The organism is Cryobacterium sp. TMT2-10, assembly GCF_004403075.1.
Classification (GTDB): Bacteria; Actinomycetota; Actinomycetes; order Actinomycetales; family Microbacteriaceae; genus Cryobacterium; species Cryobacterium shii.
On the sequence record NZ_SOGW01000058.1, the window covers coordinates 1 to 16,099 of the forward strand.

Annotated in this window: 18 protein-coding genes and 1 tRNA gene; 5 read left to right on the forward strand and 14 right to left on the reverse strand. The window is 68.9% G+C overall.

The window, feature by feature from the left end; translation table 11 throughout:
* Positions 1-261: 261 nt before the first annotated feature.
* From E3T37_RS06520 to E3T37_RS06560, 10 genes are all read right to left on the reverse strand, one after another.
* Entirely contained in the window at positions 262-1,146 is an 885-nt protein-coding gene (locus tag E3T37_RS06520) for a DMT family transporter (protein ID WP_134366005.1), read from the reverse strand.
* Positions 1,147-1,255: 109 nt separating this feature from the next.
* Positions 1,256-1,717 (reverse strand): pilus assembly protein TadG-related protein, encoded by a 462-nt coding sequence (locus tag E3T37_RS06525; protein ID WP_241975888.1) that lies wholly within the window; start codon positions 1,715-1,717, stop codon positions 1,256-1,258.
* Positions 1,718-1,743: 26 nt separating this feature from the next.
* Positions 1,744-2,208 carry a hypothetical protein gene (locus E3T37_RS06530; protein WP_134366007.1) on the reverse strand — a complete coding sequence of 155 codons (465 nt, stop codon included), beginning with the start codon at positions 2,206-2,208 and terminating at the stop codon, positions 1,744-1,746.
* Positions 2,183-2,593, reverse strand: a complete 411-nt coding sequence (locus E3T37_RS06535; RefSeq protein ID WP_134366008.1) for a TadE/TadG family type IV pilus assembly protein — start codon at positions 2,591-2,593, stop codon at positions 2,183-2,185. Before E3T37_RS06535 ends, E3T37_RS06530 begins: the two co-directional genes overlap by 26 nt.
* 52 nt (positions 2,594-2,645) lie before the next feature.
* On the reverse strand, positions 2,646-2,822 hold the full coding sequence (locus tag E3T37_RS16760) for a hypothetical protein (RefSeq protein ID WP_166787107.1): 177 nt from the start codon (positions 2,820-2,822) through the stop codon (positions 2,646-2,648).
* A 78-nt stretch (positions 2,823-2,900) separates the two neighbouring features.
* Positions 2,901-3,839: a type II secretion system F family protein gene (locus tag E3T37_RS06540; RefSeq protein WP_134366009.1), complete on the reverse strand. Its 939-nt coding sequence runs from the start codon at positions 3,837-3,839 to the stop codon at positions 2,901-2,903.
* The gene (locus E3T37_RS06545; protein ID WP_134366010.1) at positions 3,836-4,696 is read right to left on the reverse strand and encodes a type II secretion system F family protein; all 861 of its coding nucleotides are present in this window, start codon (positions 4,694-4,696) and stop codon (positions 3,836-3,838) included. The genes E3T37_RS06540 and E3T37_RS06545 overlap by 4 nt, the downstream gene beginning before the upstream one ends.
* Positions 4,693-5,925, reverse strand: coding sequence for a CpaF family protein (locus tag E3T37_RS06550; protein ID WP_134366011.1), 1,233 nt, complete (start codon positions 5,923-5,925; stop codon positions 4,693-4,695). The genes E3T37_RS06545 and E3T37_RS06550 overlap by 4 nt, the downstream gene beginning before the upstream one ends.
* A gap of 242 nt (positions 5,926-6,167) precedes the next feature.
* A complete protein-coding gene (locus E3T37_RS06555) occupies positions 6,168-6,974 on the reverse strand; it encodes a 3-hydroxybutyrate dehydrogenase (protein WP_134366012.1) in 807 nt (268 codons plus the stop codon).
* 58 nt (positions 6,975-7,032) lie between these two features.
* Positions 7,033-8,424, reverse strand: a complete 1,392-nt coding sequence (locus E3T37_RS06560) for an MFS transporter (RefSeq protein WP_134366013.1) — start codon at positions 8,422-8,424, stop codon at positions 7,033-7,035.
* Between the two features lie 147 nt (positions 8,425-8,571).
* Between E3T37_RS06560 and E3T37_RS06565 the strand changes: the two genes are divergently transcribed.
* From E3T37_RS06565 to E3T37_RS06580, 4 genes are all read left to right on the forward strand, one after another.
* Complete coding sequence (locus tag E3T37_RS06565; protein WP_241985431.1) at positions 8,572-9,501, forward strand: LysR family transcriptional regulator; 930 nt, start codon at positions 8,572-8,574, stop codon at positions 9,499-9,501.
* Positions 9,502-9,586: 85 nt separating this feature from the next.
* Positions 9,587-9,668: transfer RNA gene (locus E3T37_RS06570), tRNA-Leu, on the forward strand.
* A 1-nt stretch (position 9,669) separates the two neighbouring features.
* Positions 9,670-10,359 (forward strand): DedA family protein, encoded by a 690-nt coding sequence (locus E3T37_RS06575; protein ID WP_241994543.1) that lies wholly within the window; start codon positions 9,670-9,672, stop codon positions 10,357-10,359.
* A gap of 101 nt (positions 10,360-10,460) precedes the next feature.
* The gene (locus E3T37_RS06580) at positions 10,461-11,243 is read left to right on the forward strand and encodes a DedA family protein (RefSeq protein ID WP_370261904.1); all 783 of its coding nucleotides are present in this window, start codon (positions 10,461-10,463) and stop codon (positions 11,241-11,243) included.
* 49 nt (positions 11,244-11,292) lie between these two features.
* On the opposite strand, the gene E3T37_RS06585 is transcribed toward E3T37_RS06580, so the two are convergent.
* The 4 genes from E3T37_RS06585 to murI all read right to left on the reverse strand — a co-directional run bounded on the left by E3T37_RS06585 (position 11,293) and on the right by murI (position 14,635).
* Entirely contained in the window at positions 11,293-12,204 is a 912-nt protein-coding gene (locus tag E3T37_RS06585; RefSeq protein WP_134366015.1) for a cation diffusion facilitator family transporter, read from the reverse strand.
* A gap of 238 nt (positions 12,205-12,442) precedes the next feature.
* On the reverse strand, positions 12,443-13,033 hold the full coding sequence (gene rdgB / locus E3T37_RS06590; protein ID WP_134366016.1) for an RdgB/HAM1 family non-canonical purine NTP pyrophosphatase: 591 nt from the start codon (positions 13,031-13,033) through the stop codon (positions 12,443-12,445).
* A 4-nt stretch (positions 13,034-13,037) separates the two neighbouring features.
* On the reverse strand, positions 13,038-13,772 hold the full coding sequence (rph, locus tag E3T37_RS06595) for a ribonuclease PH (RefSeq protein ID WP_134366017.1): 735 nt from the start codon (positions 13,770-13,772) through the stop codon (positions 13,038-13,040).
* On the reverse strand, positions 13,769-14,635 hold the full coding sequence (murI, locus tag E3T37_RS06600) for a glutamate racemase (protein WP_134366018.1): 867 nt from the start codon (positions 14,633-14,635) through the stop codon (positions 13,769-13,771). The genes rph and murI overlap by 4 nt, the downstream gene beginning before the upstream one ends.
* Positions 14,636-14,866: 231 nt before the next feature.
* Between murI and E3T37_RS06605 the strand changes: the two genes are divergently transcribed.
* Positions 14,867-16,099: a beta-ketoacyl synthase gene (locus E3T37_RS06605; protein WP_198415990.1), complete on the forward strand. Its 1,233-nt coding sequence runs from the start codon at positions 14,867-14,869 to the stop codon at positions 16,097-16,099.

Here is a 16,099-nt window from a genome sequence, read left to right on the forward strand (position 1 = left end):
ACAGGCCATCAGAATCGCTCATAAGCAATTTTCCCAGACCCCACGGCCAAGGACGGGAAATCCGGCGGCGTTTTAAACTTTGCCGTTACTGACCCACGCCCCTAGACGGTCAAGTCACAGGAGCCGGCTTCGTCCTGAACGAATTCGACGGAGATTCTGCCGGAATCGGCCCCAAACCGGCCGAAAGCGTGATTCTACAGCAGAATCTCCGTCGAATTGGTTAGCTGCCGAGGAGCGGGCGACGGATGCCCGGGGGCCCGGTCAGGGGACCGCGCCCCCGACGATCTCGAGCTCGGATTTAGGTGTCTCGCGCTGGCCGGCGATCGCGGCCCCGGCCGCGACGCACACCACGACGATGGCGATCTGTTGCTGTAACAGGAACGTCTCCCCCAGCACCAGCGCACCGAACAACGCGGCGATCACCGGCCCGAAGCTGGTGATGATCGCGTAGAGACGCGGGGTGATCCGGCGCAGGATGAAGGTGTCCAGCGTGTACGGGAAGGCCGACGAGAGCACCCCGATCGCCAGCAGAAGCCCGAGCACGCCCCAGTCGAGGCTGGACCAGTCGACCGTGATCAGCGCGAACGGCACCAGCAGAGTCAGGCTGACGACGCTGGCCACGGAGATGCCCTCCAGGCCAGGGAAGGCGGTGGCGACCCGCCGGGTCAGCAGGATGTACGCCGCCCAAGCCGCCGCCGCCGTCAGCGCATAGAGAACGCCGAGCACGTTCAGAGTGCCGTCTGACCAGGTCAGCAGAAACACCCCGCCCGCGGCCGCGGTGGCGTACACGAAGTCGAGGGGGCGGCGCGACGAGGCCAGGGCCAGGGCGAAGGGCCCCAGGAACTCGATGGTGGCGGCGATGCCGAGCCCGAGCAGGTCGACGGCCTCGTAGAAGGTCAGGTTCATCACCGCGAGCACGACGCCCAGGGCCAGGGCGGGCCAGAGGCGCCGCCAGCTGAGGCCGGCCAGTTTCGGCCGGTAGAACGGCAGCACGGCCGCCGCCATCACCAGCTGCCGCACCGCGACCACGACGGGCGAGCCGACGAGCGGGATGGCGAGGCCGGCGAGGGACGAGCCGAAGTTAATGCTGACCTCTGTGACGACCTGGGCGCCCGCACCGGTCAGGCGGTCGCGTTTCGCGGTCACAGCGCTCCTCCCCGCGGCCGGGGCAGGCGCGCTTTTCGAGAGTACCGGTTCGGCCGGGCACGGATGTTCCGCGCCGCGGGGTCATCTGCCCTACCGGAACACCGTCGCCCTACCGGAACACCGAGCGCGCCACCGCCGTGACCTCCATCGGCACCCCGGCCGGCAGCACGACGGCGAGCACCGGGGGCCGCCAGTAGGCAGTCAGCGTCACGGTGGCGCTCTTCCCGTCGACGGATGCCGCCCCGGCCAGCTCCAGCCCCGCGATGCCGCCGTGCGGGGCGGTGTCCAGATACTCCGCGGCGGCCGCGTGAACGTCGGCAGACACCAGGGCGGCCCGCAGCACCGGGCCGGAGCTGTCCGTCGTGACGGCCACCGCGCTGAGGTCGAAGGCCTCCGCCCCGGCCAGTGCTGCGCCGTCGGCGAGGGTCAGCAGCCGCTTCCGTTCGAGGTACAGGGACGTGGCCGCCACGGTGACGAGGATCAGCACCAGGGCCAGGAAACCGTAGAACATGGTCAGCAACAGGATCGAGCCGTCCTCGTCGCCGGGCCGCGCCGACGCTCGCCGGACCACCGCCCGCCGCCCCGGTCCCCCGCCGCTCATCCGGACCGCCAGAACCGGGACACCGTCTGCGTCGCCGAGGCCTCGAGCGGCACGCTGGAACCGTTCCGCAGCGACAGCACATCCGGCACCAGCGGCAGGGGCACCCGGATGCGCACCGTGACCGTGACCGTGCCCCGGCGGGTCAGGCATCCGTCGGTGTCGGCCCGGCAGTCGACGCTCATCTCGGCGTCCGCTGCGTCGATGCCGTAGTCCGCGAGCCCGAACTGCACCGCGCGTTCGGCCCGGGCGGTCGCCGTGGCCTCGTCGGGAGCCTGCACGTAGACGCGGGCGGCCTGGCGCGCGGCCCCCTCGACGGCGAGCGCGCCGCCCTGCAGCGCCGCCATCGCCAGGACCAGGTAGACCAGCGGCACGAGCAGGATCAGGCCCGCCGTGATGAATTCGAGGGAGGCCGAGCCGCGCTCCGACTCGGCGGGACTAGCGCAGGTCCTCGACGGCAGCATGCCCCACCACCTCCAGCCCGCGGCCCGGACCGAACAGTGCGATCAGCGGCAGAGGCGTGATCACCCGCACCTCCACGCTGGGAAAGCCCTCGTAATCGCCGTACCCGGCCTGCACGTCGGTCGCGAACGACGGACCGATCGCCGTGGTGATCAGTTCCCGGGTGCGGGCGGCGCCGTCGGAGAGGCCGCTGTCCGCGAGCGCGGCGTACCGGGCCCCCTCCGCCGCCGCGTCGAGCACGGTGTTGCGTACGTGCAGGGCGAGCCCCAGCTGCATCACGGCCAGCGTCAGCCCGGTGAGCAGCGCCCCGACCATCACGAACTCGGCGACCGCCGAACCGCTCTCGCCGGCGAGCGCGCCCGTCCGGCGTCGCCACGCCACAGTCATCCGGGGCCAAATCATCCGGGGTCCGGTCATCCGCGGCCAAGTCATCCGGGGCCTACATTCCACTGACCCTGTCGATGGCCTGTTGGAACACGCCGCTGAGGGCGGGGCCGGCGAGGCCCCAGATGATCATGACCAGGCCGGCCGTCATCAGGGTGATCAGCACCCAGCCCGGAACGTCGCCCCGCTCATCTGACCATCGCACCGGGAAACGCCGTCTCAGTGTGTTCATGATTGCTCTCCTTCTCGATGGGGCAGCTTCCTTGATCGGGCGGTCGCCCGGTGGGCACTTCGTTGAAGGGACGGCACGTCAGAACCCGCTCTGCAGGATGAACAGGCCGGGAAAGATCGCGAACAGGATCGTCATCGGCAGGATCAGGAACACCAGCGGCACGAGCATGGCGACCTCCTTCTTCCCGGCCACCTCGATCAGTCCCCGCCTGGCCTCGTCCCTCGCGTCCTGCGCCTGGGCGCGCAGCACGTCCGCCAGCGGGGTGCCGCGTTCCAGCGCTCCGACGACCTGGTCGACGAGGCGAGTCACCGACGGCAGCGCAATCCGGCGAGCGAGATTCTGCAGCGCGGCGGACAGCGGCACACCCGTGCGCACGTCGGCCACGACCCCCGCCAGCTCGCGGGACAGCTCGCCGGTGCTCGTGCGGGACACCCGGCCCAGGGCATCCAGAATCCCCTCGCCGGCCGAGAGCGACAGCGTCATGAACTCCAGCACCGTGGGGAACTCGCTCTGCATCCGGGCCAGGCGGGCGGTGGCCGCCCGCTTCAGCGCCCAGTCCCGGGCGAGGGCGCCGCACACCCCCGCGATGGCCGGCAGGCCGACCTGCATGAGCACGGGCAGGGTGCGGAGGGTCGGCACCGTGGTGACCGCGGCCGCCCCGGCGGCCAGGGCGATGAGTGACCAGACGACCTGCTCCGAACGGAAGGCATCGGCCGTGCGGCTGGATCCCGACTGCCGCAGGCGCCGTTCGATCGTGTCCGTACCGCCGAGAACGGCCGCGAACCCGCGTTTCAGGCCGCCGAAGGTCGGCGCGAACAGGGTGCCGAGTACGGGGATCGGGTGCACCGTGGTGCGCCCGACGAACGCCCGGGCCTCGGCCGAGACGTCGAGGATGTACGGCGCCAGTCGCTGCACCAGGCGCGGGCGGCTGAGCCGGGGCACCAGGCTCGCCAGCGACCACAGGCCGACGCCCAGCGCCGTGCCGCAGAAAAGTGCCCAGGCCAATGGAGCGCTCACCGGAACCACCGTCGTTCTTCCGGCAGCCGCCCCAGGGCCACCATCACCTGGTAGGCCACGACGGAGACCACCAGGCCGCCGACGATCACCACCACCCCGGAGGCGGTGTTGTAGGCGATTGCCGCCTCAGGCCGGGAGGCCAGGAGCAGCAGGATGATCCAGGGTGCTGCCACCCCGAGCCTCGCCGCGCTCACGATCCAGGACTGTCGGGCCTCGATTTCCGACCGGATGGCAGAATCCTGCCGCAGCCAGGCGGCCAGGCTCCGCAGCACGACCGTGAGGTCGGAACCGCCGACCTCCCTGGCCATCCGCAGGGTCTCGAGGATGCGATCGGCCACCGGGTCGGCCAGGGACGCCTTCAGCTCGTCCACCGCCGCGGAGAAATTGCCGCTCGCCCGGTACTCACGCGCGAACGCGGCGAACGACGACCGGGTCGACAGCGGTCCGGCCCCGGCCAGGCTGCCCACGCTGTCGGGCAGCGCCAGCCCCGATCGCACCGCGGACACGAGGTGGTCGACGACGTCGGGCCACACCGCCCGGTTCGCACGAAGGCGGGCCCGCGCCCGCCGGGACGCCGTCACCAGCGGCAGCGCCAGCCCGGAGAGCCCCGCGACAACCGACAGAGCAGCGATGCCGAGAATCGCCTGCGCCAGGGCGGCCACGGCCAGCCCCAGCACCAGCGAGATGGCGACGAAGGCCGCCAGCGGAAGCGAACCGAGTCCCGCCTGGGCGAGGATGCCCCGCAACCGGCCCCGCGCCGGGCTCCGCTCTGCCGCCTGGTCGGCCCGGGGCCAGAGTAACGGCGCCGCTACCAGGAGGAGCCCGGCGCCGAGCAGGCATCCGATCACCAGGATCATGCTGCCCCCGGCCGCAGCACGATTGCCGGGTCCAGCCCGGCCGCGCGGAACTTGGCGAGTTTGGTGGGGTGGCCGCCCGTGGGTTCCAGGGCGCCCTCGCGCATCAGGAAGATGGGGCTGGCCTCGATCACGGAACCGGTCAGCCCGCCGCTCGGGGCGATGACCTCGGTCACCCGACGGCGGCCGTGCCGGTCGATCGCGCAGTGCACGACGATGTCGATGCAACCGGCCACGGTCGGCAGCACAAATGCCGAATCGATGTTGCGACCGGCCAGCAGCGGCAGCGTGGACAGCTTGCCGAGGGCGTCCCTGGCGCTGTTGGCGTGGATCGAGCACATTCCGGGCAACCCGCTGTTGAGGGCGATCAGCAGGTCGAGGCTCTCCGCCTCGCGCACCTCGCCGACGATCAAACGGTCGGGGCGCATCCGCAACGATTCCTTGATCAGGCGCCGCAGGGTGATCTCCCCGGTGCCCTCCAGACTGGGCTGGCGGCACTGCATCGCCACCACGTCACGCGCGGCCAGGTCGAGTTCGAAGGTCTCCTCCACGGTCACGATCCGCTCGGTGGTGCGGGTGGCGGAGAGCAGGGCGTTGAGCATGGTGGTCTTGCCGGTCTGGGTGGCTCCGGAGACCAGGATGTTCTGGCCGGCCAGCACGCACATCCGGAGGAACTCCGCGGACTGCTGGGTCAGCGACCCGAGGCCGACGAGCTGCTGCAGATCACGGATGCGCCGGGTGAACTTGCGGATGTTCACGGCCCAATGCCGGCGAGTGATGTCGGGGATGACGACGTGAAGCCGGGACCCGTCGGGCAGGGAGGCGTCGACGAACGGCGAACTGAGGTCGACACGGCGGCCGGATGCCTGCAGCATCCGTTCGACCAGGTCCCGCACCTCGGTCTCGGTCAGCACCATCGTGGTCAACTCCGGCACGCCGTCGCGGGCCACGAACACCCGGGAGGGCGCGTTGATCCAGATCTCTTCGATGCCCGGGTCGTCGAGGAACGGCTGCAGCGCCCCGAACCCGGTCAGGGAGGCCACCACCTCCCGCGCCGCCTGGCGCTCGTCACCGATCAGCGGGAGCGAGCTGCCCAGGGCCCGCTCGCTGTATCGCTGAAGTTCGTCACGCACGTACTGCTCGGTGAGCCGGTTGTCGGAGGCCAGGTCCACGCCGTCGCGGCGCACCCGGGACCGAACCTGCTCGGTGATGATACGGACGGCTTCGCTCATTCCTGCATGATCGCCCACCTGGGGCAGGCGCCGCCGGACTTATCCACAGCCCCGTCCATCGCGCGCCTGTTCCGCACCCGGCGTCTTCAGTCGAGGCGGCCAGTGTCCCCCGCCGAATGTGGCTAACTCAGGAGATGCCGGGCACCCGAGCAGCCGGACCGCGGAAACACGCGCGGCATGCCGCCACTCGACACGCATCTCCTGAATTGGCCACACGGGCAGCGCCGCAGGTAATACCGCGCTCAGCGGGCCGACCAGCCGCCGTCCATCGTGTAGCTGGCCCCGGTGACCATGGCGGCGTCGGTCGATGCCAGCCAGGCAACGAGCGAGCCGACCTCTGCCGGTTCGACCAGGCGTTTGATGGCGCTCTCGGTCAGCATGATGCTGCTGAGCACCTCCGCTTCCGGGATGCCGTGAACGGCCGCCTGGTCCACGATCTGCTTCTCCACCAGGGGCGTGCGCACGTAGCCGGGGCTGACGCAGTTGCTCGTCACCCCGTGCTCGCCGCCCTCGAGAGCGGTGACCTTCGACAGGCCCTCGAGGCCGTGCTTGGCGGCCACGTAGGCGCTCTTGAACGGCGAGGCGCGGATGCCGTGCACCGAGGTGATGTTGATGATGCGCCCGAACCCGGTCGCGTACATGTGCGGCAGGGCGGCCCGGACCAGGAGGAACGGGGCCTCGAGCATCAGGGCGAGGATGAGACGGAAGTCGGCCGGGGCGAAGTCCTGGATCGGGTTGATCCGCTGGATTCCGGCGTTGTTGACGAGGATGTCCACCCCGGCGAGCGCTTCCGCCAGCACCCCGTCGGTCAGTGCGTGCGTGTCGGCCAGGTCGACGGCCCAGCTGGATCCGCCGACCTCCGCGGCGAGCGCCTCCGCGGCCGCCCGATCGATGTCGGCGACGATGACCCGGGCACCCCGTTCGGCAAGGGAGCGCACCACGGCGGCCCCGATCCCGCTGGCTCCCCCGGTGACTAGGGCTGTGCGGCCGGCGAGCGGCCGAGGCCGCTCCCACCCTGCGATGGAAGCGGCCTCGAATGCATCAGTCATTGCGTTGTCCTCTGTACTGCGTGTATCGCGCTCGTGCGTGCGGGGCGGGGGCGGCTGGTCAGGCGCCGTTCGCGACCGGCTCCAGACCGTGCTTGCGGGCGTCGACGGCGTCGACCTCTCGCAGCGAGATCCCCTTCGTCTCCTTCAGCGTCACGACTGCGACGACCGTGATGGCGCAGGCGATCACGAGGTAGAAGGCAACGGGAACCCAGGACTGGTATTCCTTCAGCAGGGCCGTGGCGATGATCGGAGCCATCGAGCCGGCCAGGATCGACGTGACCTGGTAGCCGAGGGACACACCCGAATAGCGCATCCGGGTCGGGAACATCTCGGACATGATGGCCGGCTGCCCCGCGTACATCAGGGCGTGGAAGCACAGTCCGATGGTGATGGCCACCACGATGATGACGGGATTCTGGGTGTCGAACATCGGGAAGGCGAAGAAGGCCCAGGTCGAACCGAGGATGGCCCCGGCCAGGTACACGGGCTTGCGACCGAAGCGGTCGGACATCCGTCCCACCTGCGGGATCACCAGGAAGTGCACGATGTGGGCGATCAACAGGGCGAGCAGCAGCTTGCTGGTGTCGTACTGGTGCACCGTGACCAGGTAGACGATGGAGAAGCTGACGATCGTGTAATAGAGGATGTTCTCGGCGAACCGAAGGCCCATGGCTCCCAGGATGCCCTTCGGGTACTTGCGCACGACCTCCATGACGCCGTAGCTGACCGCCTTCTCGGCCTCGACCTGAGCCCGGGCCTCCAGGAAGATCGGCGCCTCGCTGACGTGGGTGCGGATGTAATAGCCGATGACCACGATCACCGCGGAGAGCCAGAATGCGACGCGCCAGCCCCAGCTCATGAACTGTTCGGCGGGCAGGATCCAGGACATGGTCAGCAGGACGAGCGTGGCGAGGAGGTTGCCGACCGGAACGGCGGCCTGGGGCCAGCTGGACCAGAAGCCACGGGACTTGTCGGGGCTGTGCTCTGCGACCAGAAGCACGGCGCCGCCCCACTCACCGCCGACGGCGAAGCCCTGCACGAAGCGAAGGGCCACCAGCAGGGCCGGAGCCCAGTAGCCGATGGTGTTGTAACCCGGCAGGCAGCCCATCAGGAAGGTGGCCACGCCGACCAGGATGATCGTGACCTGCAGGGTGTGCTTGCGGCCCAGCCGGTCGCCGATCTGGCCGAAGACGATGCCGCCCAGCGGCCGGGCGATGAACCCGACGGCGTAGGTGAGGAACGCGGCGATGATGCCGTCCAGTTCGCTGCCGGCGTTCGGGAAGAAGAATTTGCCGAAGACGAGGCTCGCTGCCGTGGCATAGAGGAAGAATTCATACCACTCGACGACTGTGCCCACCATCGACGCGGCCACGATCTTTCTCAGGCCCGATGTCTCTTCGCTGGCACTCCGTCCGGATGATCCGGCTTCGACGCGCTGATTGACGCTCATGTCTGACTCCTTCGGTGTCGTCGCTGACACTTCGTGGTGAATTACGGATGGGCCCCGTTCTACCCGGAACGGATCCCTTGAGTATTCCCGCCACACCGATCTGCATCAATGACCACATCTACACACACTATGTGCATACTTGCAGATATGAGCTTCCAGCCCACCCCGGCCTCCTCGCCCAACCCGGACGACCTGTTAATTCTCCTCGCCGTCGCGCGCACCGGTCGCTTCACCACGGCCGCGGAGAGCCTCGGCCTGAACCACACCACCGTCTCCCGCCGGATCGCCGCACTGGAGAGGGCTCTGGACGGGCGGGTGCTCTCCCGCACGGTCGGCGGGTGGGAGCTGACCGAACTGGGCAAACGTGCTTTCAACGCCGCCGAGAACGTCGAGTCAGCGGTCGCGATCCTGAACGGCCCAACGGACCGGCCGCACCAACTGTCCGGCGTCGTGCGCATGTCGGCAACGGATGGCTTCAGCGCCTACATCGCCGCCCCGGCCATCGCCGCGCTGCAGCGAACCCACCCGGCGCTACGGGTGGAAATCGTCACCGTGACCCGCCGTGCCCTCCAGCACCGCTCGGGCCTGGACATCGAGGTCGTGGTGGGCGAGCCCCAGGCGCACCGGGCCGAGGCGTTTCGGCTGGGCTACTACCTGCTGGGCATGTACGCGTCGAGAGACTACCTCGCCGAGAAGGGCACGCCGACGACCGTGGCGGAGCTGACGACGCATCCGCTCGTCTACTTCGTCGATTCGATGCTGCTGGTCGATGATCTGGATGCGCCGCGACGCCTCGTGCCCTCGATGCGGGCGTCGCTGAGCTCCACCAACGTCTTCGTGCACGTCGAGGCGACCCGCGCCGGGGCCGGAATCGGGTTCCTGCCGTGCTTCATGGGCGACCGGCATGCCGACCTGGTGCGCCTGCTGCCGGACCAGTTCCACGAGCGGTTGCAGTACTGGATGGTGCTCAGGCAGGATTCCCTGCACCAGCCGGCCGTGGCCGCCGTCGTCGCCGCCCTCCGGGCCCAGACGTCCGCCTTCTCGCAGTCTCTGCTCGGAGTCGCATCCGCCCCCTGAGCCGGCTCGCTGGTGACGGGGGCACCCGCGGGCCCGCGCGCTCACGGGCAGGTCGGGCGCACGAAGTACACTGGAACCGCACTTCGCGGGAGTGGTGAAATTGGCAGACACGCAGGATTTAGGTTCCTGTGCTTTCGAGCGTGGGGGTTCAAGTCCCCTCTCCCGCACATGAGTCACATGTCGGCCCTGGACGGCCAATTGAACGACCTGCTGGCGAACACCGGCGTCGTGGTCTTCTATCTGCTTGTCTGGGCGCTGGTCTTCGCGGGCACGGCGGTCTTCCTGGGGGTGTTCATCCCCTTCATCACCGGCGACTCGCTCCTGTTCGGGTCGGGCCTGGTGGCGGCGTCGACACCGAACCTGAGCATCGCGGTGCTGGCCGTGGGAACCGGGGTGGCCGCCTTCCTCGGCGACCAAGTCGGCTTCCTGCTCGGGCGCCACTTCGGCCGCTCGTACCTCGATCGGCACGGCGGGCGCCGCACCCGCGCGGCCATCGTCAAGACCGAGTCCTTCTACCGCAAGTTCGGCTGGTGGTCGGTGGTCGTCGCCCGGTTCATGCCCTGGGCGCGGGTCTTCGTGCCGGTGATCGCCGGTGTCGGCCGCATGAATTACTACAAGTTCCTCAGCAGCAACCTCGTCGGAGCGCTGGCCTGGGGTGTCGGGCTCACCCTGACCGGCTACTACGCGGCGGCCATCCCCGGCGTCAAGAGCGCGACATACGTGATTGCCGGTGTCTTCATCGCCGCCTCGATCGTGTTCGGACTGCGAACCTGGTTCGCCGACCGCGCCCAGACCAGGCAGGATGCCGCATCGGCGGAGGGCGGCGACGGGCTCCTCGATGGACCGGCAACCTCATAGTGCCCCACGGCGTTCTATCGAGAATACGGGCTAGCCTGTAACACAGCATCCCGTGATCCCGCCGCCCGGCCGATCTGACCGACGCCAACAGGAGTTTTTACGTGATTCACACTGCTCTGGCCCCTGCGGCCGTCATCCCCTGGCTCGATCCGGAGGTGCTCATCAACGGCTTCGGCCCGTGGGCGCTGCTGGGCGTGTGTGCGATCGTGTTCGCGGAGACGGGGCTCCTCGTCGGCTTCCTACTCCCCGGCGACACCCTGCTGGTCATCACCGGCCTCCTCACCTTCGCCGGCGTGATCCAGATGGACATCTGGTGGGTGGCCCTGGCGATCGGGTTCGCGGCATTCCTCGGCGGCGAAGCCGGTTACCTGATCGGGCATAAATTCGGACCGAAAGTGTTCGAACGCAAGGAATCGGGTTTGTTCAGCGTCAAGAACGTCGAGCGCACGAACGCGTTCTTCGTGCGCTTCGGCGGGGTCGCCGTGATTGTGGCGCGGTTCGTGCCCATCGTGCGCACGTTCGCCCCGGTCGCCGCGGGCGTGGGCCACATGGACTACCGCAAGTACTCGCTCTACAACCTGATCGGGGCCCTCCTCTGGGGCGCCGGCCTCACCTACTTCGGCTTCTTCCTGGGCTATATCCCGCCCGTCGCAGAGTTCGTGCAGAATTACATCGACCTGATCCTTCTGGGAGCGGTGTTCATCACGCTCATTCCCACCGTCTATCACTACCTGCAGTCCGTGCTGAAGGCCCGGCGCGCCACGCGCACCGGCGGGGTTGCCACCCACACCGGCACTCTGGTCCTCGACTCCGACGCTTTCGACGGCGGACACGAGCCCAAGGACCCCGAGCAGCGGAACGACGAGCACACGCGCGACAGCTGACCCGGCGCCGGCGCCCCGGACCCGTGCTGACCGCCTTGCGGCTCGCCGGTCAGAGGTGCGGGTTGTCCTCGTGCTCGGCGTGCCCGGCCGGTTCGAGCTGGAACGTGGAGTGGTCCACGTCGAAATGCTCCGCCAGGCAGGACGACAGCGCGTCGAGCAGAGCCCCGGAGCCTCCCCCGCTGAGCACGCTCGCTTCGACCACGACGTGGGCGCTGAAGACGTGGGCGCCGGACGTGATCGCCCAGACGTGCACGTCGTGCACGGCCACGACGCCTGATGTGGCGAGCAGATGCCGCCGGATCTCCGCGACATCCGTGTCGACCGGAACGGATTCACTGAACACGCGCACCACGTCGCGCAGCAGCACGAACGCCCGGGGCGCGATCATGCCCACGATGAGCAGCGACGCGATCGCGTCGGCCTGTTCGAAACCGGTGAACAGGATGACCGCGGCCGCCACGATGACGGCCACCGATCCGAGCGTGTCGCCGAGCACCTCCAGGTAGGCACCGCGCATGTTGATCGACGTGCTCGCCGCCGGCCGCAGCAGCAGCAGCGCCGCGAGGTTGGCGACCAGTCCGATGGCGGCCACGACCAGCATGGGCGCGGCACGTACCTCTCCCCCGTCCGCACCGAGGAGCCGGGTGAGAGCACCCACCGTGACGGAGATCGCCACGCCGACCAGGATCAGCCCGTTCAGGAGCGCTCCGAACACCTCGGCCCGCCGATAGCCGAAGGTCTGCCGGTCCGTGGCCGGCCTGGCCGCCACCACGGTCGCCGCGAACGCGATGAGCAGTCCGGCGAGGTCGGAGAACATGTGTCCGGCATCCGCCAGCAGGGCCAGCGAGCCGGTCAGCCAGGCACCGATGATTTCGACCACGAGCACGGTCGCGACGATGCCGATCGCCAACGACAGCCGCGCGCGGTTCGTCTGCGAGGTGTGCGCGTGATCGTGTCCCATGCGTCCACGGTATGGCGAGCGACGCCGCCCCGCCAGTTGGCCCCTCTCCGGGATCGAGCACCGCGCCTGCTCCCGCCGGGTCCGAGCCCACCGGGTCCGAGCCCACCCGTCAGGGCCCGGCCCCGAACCAATTCGACGGAGAATCTGCCCGAAACGGCCCCGAAAGCCTCGAAACCGCCTGTTTAGAGCAATATCTCCGTCGAATTGGTTCAGGGGCGGGGCGGTGGGACGGGGAAGGTCACACCGCGAGCAGGGTCTGCAACACCGGGATCAGCTTGTCGAAGGCACGGGCCCGGTGGCTGTGCTCGTTCTTCACGTTGGGCGTCAGCTCGGCGGCGGAGATGGCGTAGCCGTCGGGCAGGAAGATCGGGTCGTAGCCAAAACCGCCGGAGCCGCTCGGCGCGGTCAGGATCTGCCCCGGCCATTCACCGGTCACGTGCCATTCCGTGCCGTCGGGCAGCGCGAGCGCGGCCACGCAGGTGAAGTGGCCCCCGCGGTGTTCGGCGCCCATGTCACCGAGCTGCCAGAGCAGCAACCGCAGGTTCTCGTCCGAGTCCCTTGCGGGACCGGCCCACCGGGCGGAGAAGATCCCGGGCGACCCGCCCAGCACGTCTACGCAGATCCCCGAGTCGTCGGCGATCGCCGGCAGCCCGGTGTGCGCGGCGGCGGCGCGCGCCTTGATCAGGGCGTTCTCGGCGAAGGTGGCGCCGTCCTCGACCGGCTCCGGGCCGTCATAGGCGAGAACCTCGAGTGCGGGGAGCTTCGGGGCGAGGATGCGACGCAGCTCCTCGACCTTGTGCGGATTGTGGGTGGCGAGAACGACCTGCACGGCCCTAACGCCCCAGTGCCGTCTTCTGGAACTCGGTCAGGGACACCGTGCCCGCCAGTGCCAGGTCGAGTAGCGAGTTCAGCTCCTGCCGGTCGAAGGGAGCACCCTCGGCCGTTCCCTGAACCTCGACGAAGAGGCCGCGGCCCGTGACGACGACGTTCATGTCGGTTTCGGCCTTGGAGTCCTCGACGTAGGCGAGGTCGAGCATGGGCACGCCGCCGACGATGCCGACGGAGATGGCCGAGACGCTGTCGATGAGCGGCTGAGCCTTCTGGCTGAGAAACTTCTTCTCCCGGCCCCACTCGAGCGCGTCCGCGAGGGCGACGTAGGCACCCGTGATGGCCGCCGTGCGGGTGCCGCCGTCGGCCTGCAGCACGTCGCAGTCCAGCACGATGGTGTTCTCGCCGAGGGCCTTCATGTCGACGACGGCGCGCAGGCTCCGCCCGACCAGACGGCTGATCTCGTGGGTGCGGCCGCCGATCCGGCCCTTGACCGACTCGCGGTCCATCCGGGAATCGGTGGAACGCGGCAGCATGGAGTACTCTGCCGTGACCCAGCCTTTGCCCTTGCCGGCCATCCAGCGCGGAACGCCGTTGGTGAAGGAGGCTGTGCAGAGAACCTTCGTGCGTCCGAACGAGATCAGTGCGGAGCCCTCGGCCTGGTCGCTCCAGCCTCGCTCGATCGTGACGGGGCGCAGCTGGTCAGTGGTTCGTCCGTCTACGCGCACAATATCGGTCACGAGATCTCCTTGGTGATGGTGGGGTGCGAAGCGGCGAACTCGGCAAGTTCGCTCAGGCTGAATGAGCCGGTCTCGACCAGGTCGACCCGGGAGATTTCCGGTCCGATCAGGCGATGGGCCAGGCGAAGGAAATCCTCGGCGCTGTCGCCGGTGGCCTCATACCGGTAGCTGGGGGGCGCAGCCTCGGTGCGCGCCAGGCCCTGGCTGACGAGCAGCCGGTACACGTCGTTGGCGGTTTCGGTGTCGCTGGAGACGAGGGTGACCGCGTCGCCCATCACGTACGAAATGGCGCCGCGCAGGAACGGGTAGTGGGTGCAGCCGAGGACGAGGGTGTCGACCTCCGCGGCCTGCAACGGGGCGAGGTACTCCTCGGCGACGGCGAGCAGCTCGTCACCGGTGGTCACGCCCGCCTCGACGAATTCCACGAATCGGGGGCAGGCCTGGGTGAAGAGCCGGATGTTCGTGGCCGCGGCGAACGCGTCGTCGTAGGCGAGGGAGTTGACGGTGCCGAGGGTGCCGACCACGCCGACACGGTTGTTGCGGGTGGCGCGGACGGCGCTCCGCACCGCCGGCTGGATGACCTCCACCACGGGAACGCTGTAGCGCTCGCGGGCGTCCCGCAGCACGGCAGCCGACGCGGTGTTGCAGGCGATCACCAGCATCTTCACGTCCTGCGCGACCAGGTCGTCGAGCACCTTCAGGGCGAAGCCGCGCACATCTGCGATCTTCTTCGGACCATACGGGGAGTGCTCCGTGTCGCCGATATAGAGGATCGATTCGTTGGGCAGCTGATCCTTGATCGCCCGGGCGACGGTCAGGCCGCCCACTCCGGAATCGAAGATTCCTATCGGTGCATCCGTCACGACAGACGAGCCTACCCGGATTCCCTGACAGCTCGCCCGACAGCGCGGTCGCCTGCAGTCCGGGCCGCGGAACTGAGTGCTTTCAGGGCGCATTCCCAGACTCACGGCACGGATGCCGGCACGTACCGAGAAGGGAATATGGCCGTAACTACACTCGAAATACGGGTGCCGCCAACCGACGAGATCCGCACAAAGATGGCGTCACATTCGCCGTTTGAGGAGATGATCACCGTGAATGATCGAGTTGTAATCACCGGGCTGGGCGCCTTGACGCCGCTGGGGAACAATTGGCGCGACACGTGGTCAGGCCTCACCAACGGGCGCAGCGGCGTCGCCCGGATCACCCAGTTCGATCCCACCGGTCTGCCGACGCAGATCGCCGGCGAGGTGAAGAACTTCATTCCGGCCGACCATATGGCCGTAAAGCAGGTCAAGCGCGCCTCCCGGTCCTCGCAGCTCGCGATCGCCGCGGCCCGTGAGGCGGTGGCGGATGCCGGCTTCGGCACCTCGATGGAAGGGATCGACACGGCTGTCGTCGTCAACAGCGCCGTCAGCGGTTTCGCGGAGATCCAGGAAGCGACCGAGCTCGTCAACTCCGGAGACTCCCGGCGCATCCCGCCGCGCTTCGTGCCCTCGGCCCTGCTGAACATGGCCGCCTGCGAGGTCGCGATCGACCTCGGCATCCACGGCCCGGTCAACGCGAGCGCCCTGGCCTGCGCCAGCGGGGCCTATGCGCTCCTCGAAGCCCGCACCATGCTCATCATGGGCGACGCCGACGTCGTCATCGCCGGCGGTGTCGAGGCCGCCATCACGCCCGTCATGTTCGCCGGACTGAACGCCATGCACGCGGCCTCCACGAACAACGACTCGCCGGCCGAGGCCTCCCGCCCATTCGACGCCGACCGCAACGGACTCGTCTTCGGGGAGGGAGCGGTCGTCTTCGTGATGGAGCTGCTCTCCCACGCCCGCGCCCGCGGTGCCCAGATCTACGCCGAGGTGCTGGGCGGCGCCCTCACCAGCGACGGCCACAGCATCGTCGCGCCCGAACCCACCGGCAAATTCGCGAGCCTGGCCATGACCCGCGCCCTCATCAAGTCGAAGCTGAACCCGAGCGACATCGACATGATCTGCGCCCACGGCACCTCCACCCAGGCCAACGACCGGGCCGAGACCTCGGCGATCCGCCAGGCGCTCGGTCAGGCTGCCGATTCCATCGCCGTCACCGCACCCAAATCGATGACCGGCCACATGATCGGGGCCGCGGGCGCCCTCTCCGGCCTGCTCTGCGCGCTATCGATCCGCACCGGAATCATCCCACCCACGATCAACTACACGACCCCCGACCCGGACTGCACGCTCGACTACGTGCCCAGGGTGGCCCGGGAGAAGCCGGTGAAGTTCGCGCTGGCCAACGCCTTCGGCTTCGGCGGCCAGAACTGCATCGTCGCCTTCGGGGCGCTGTAA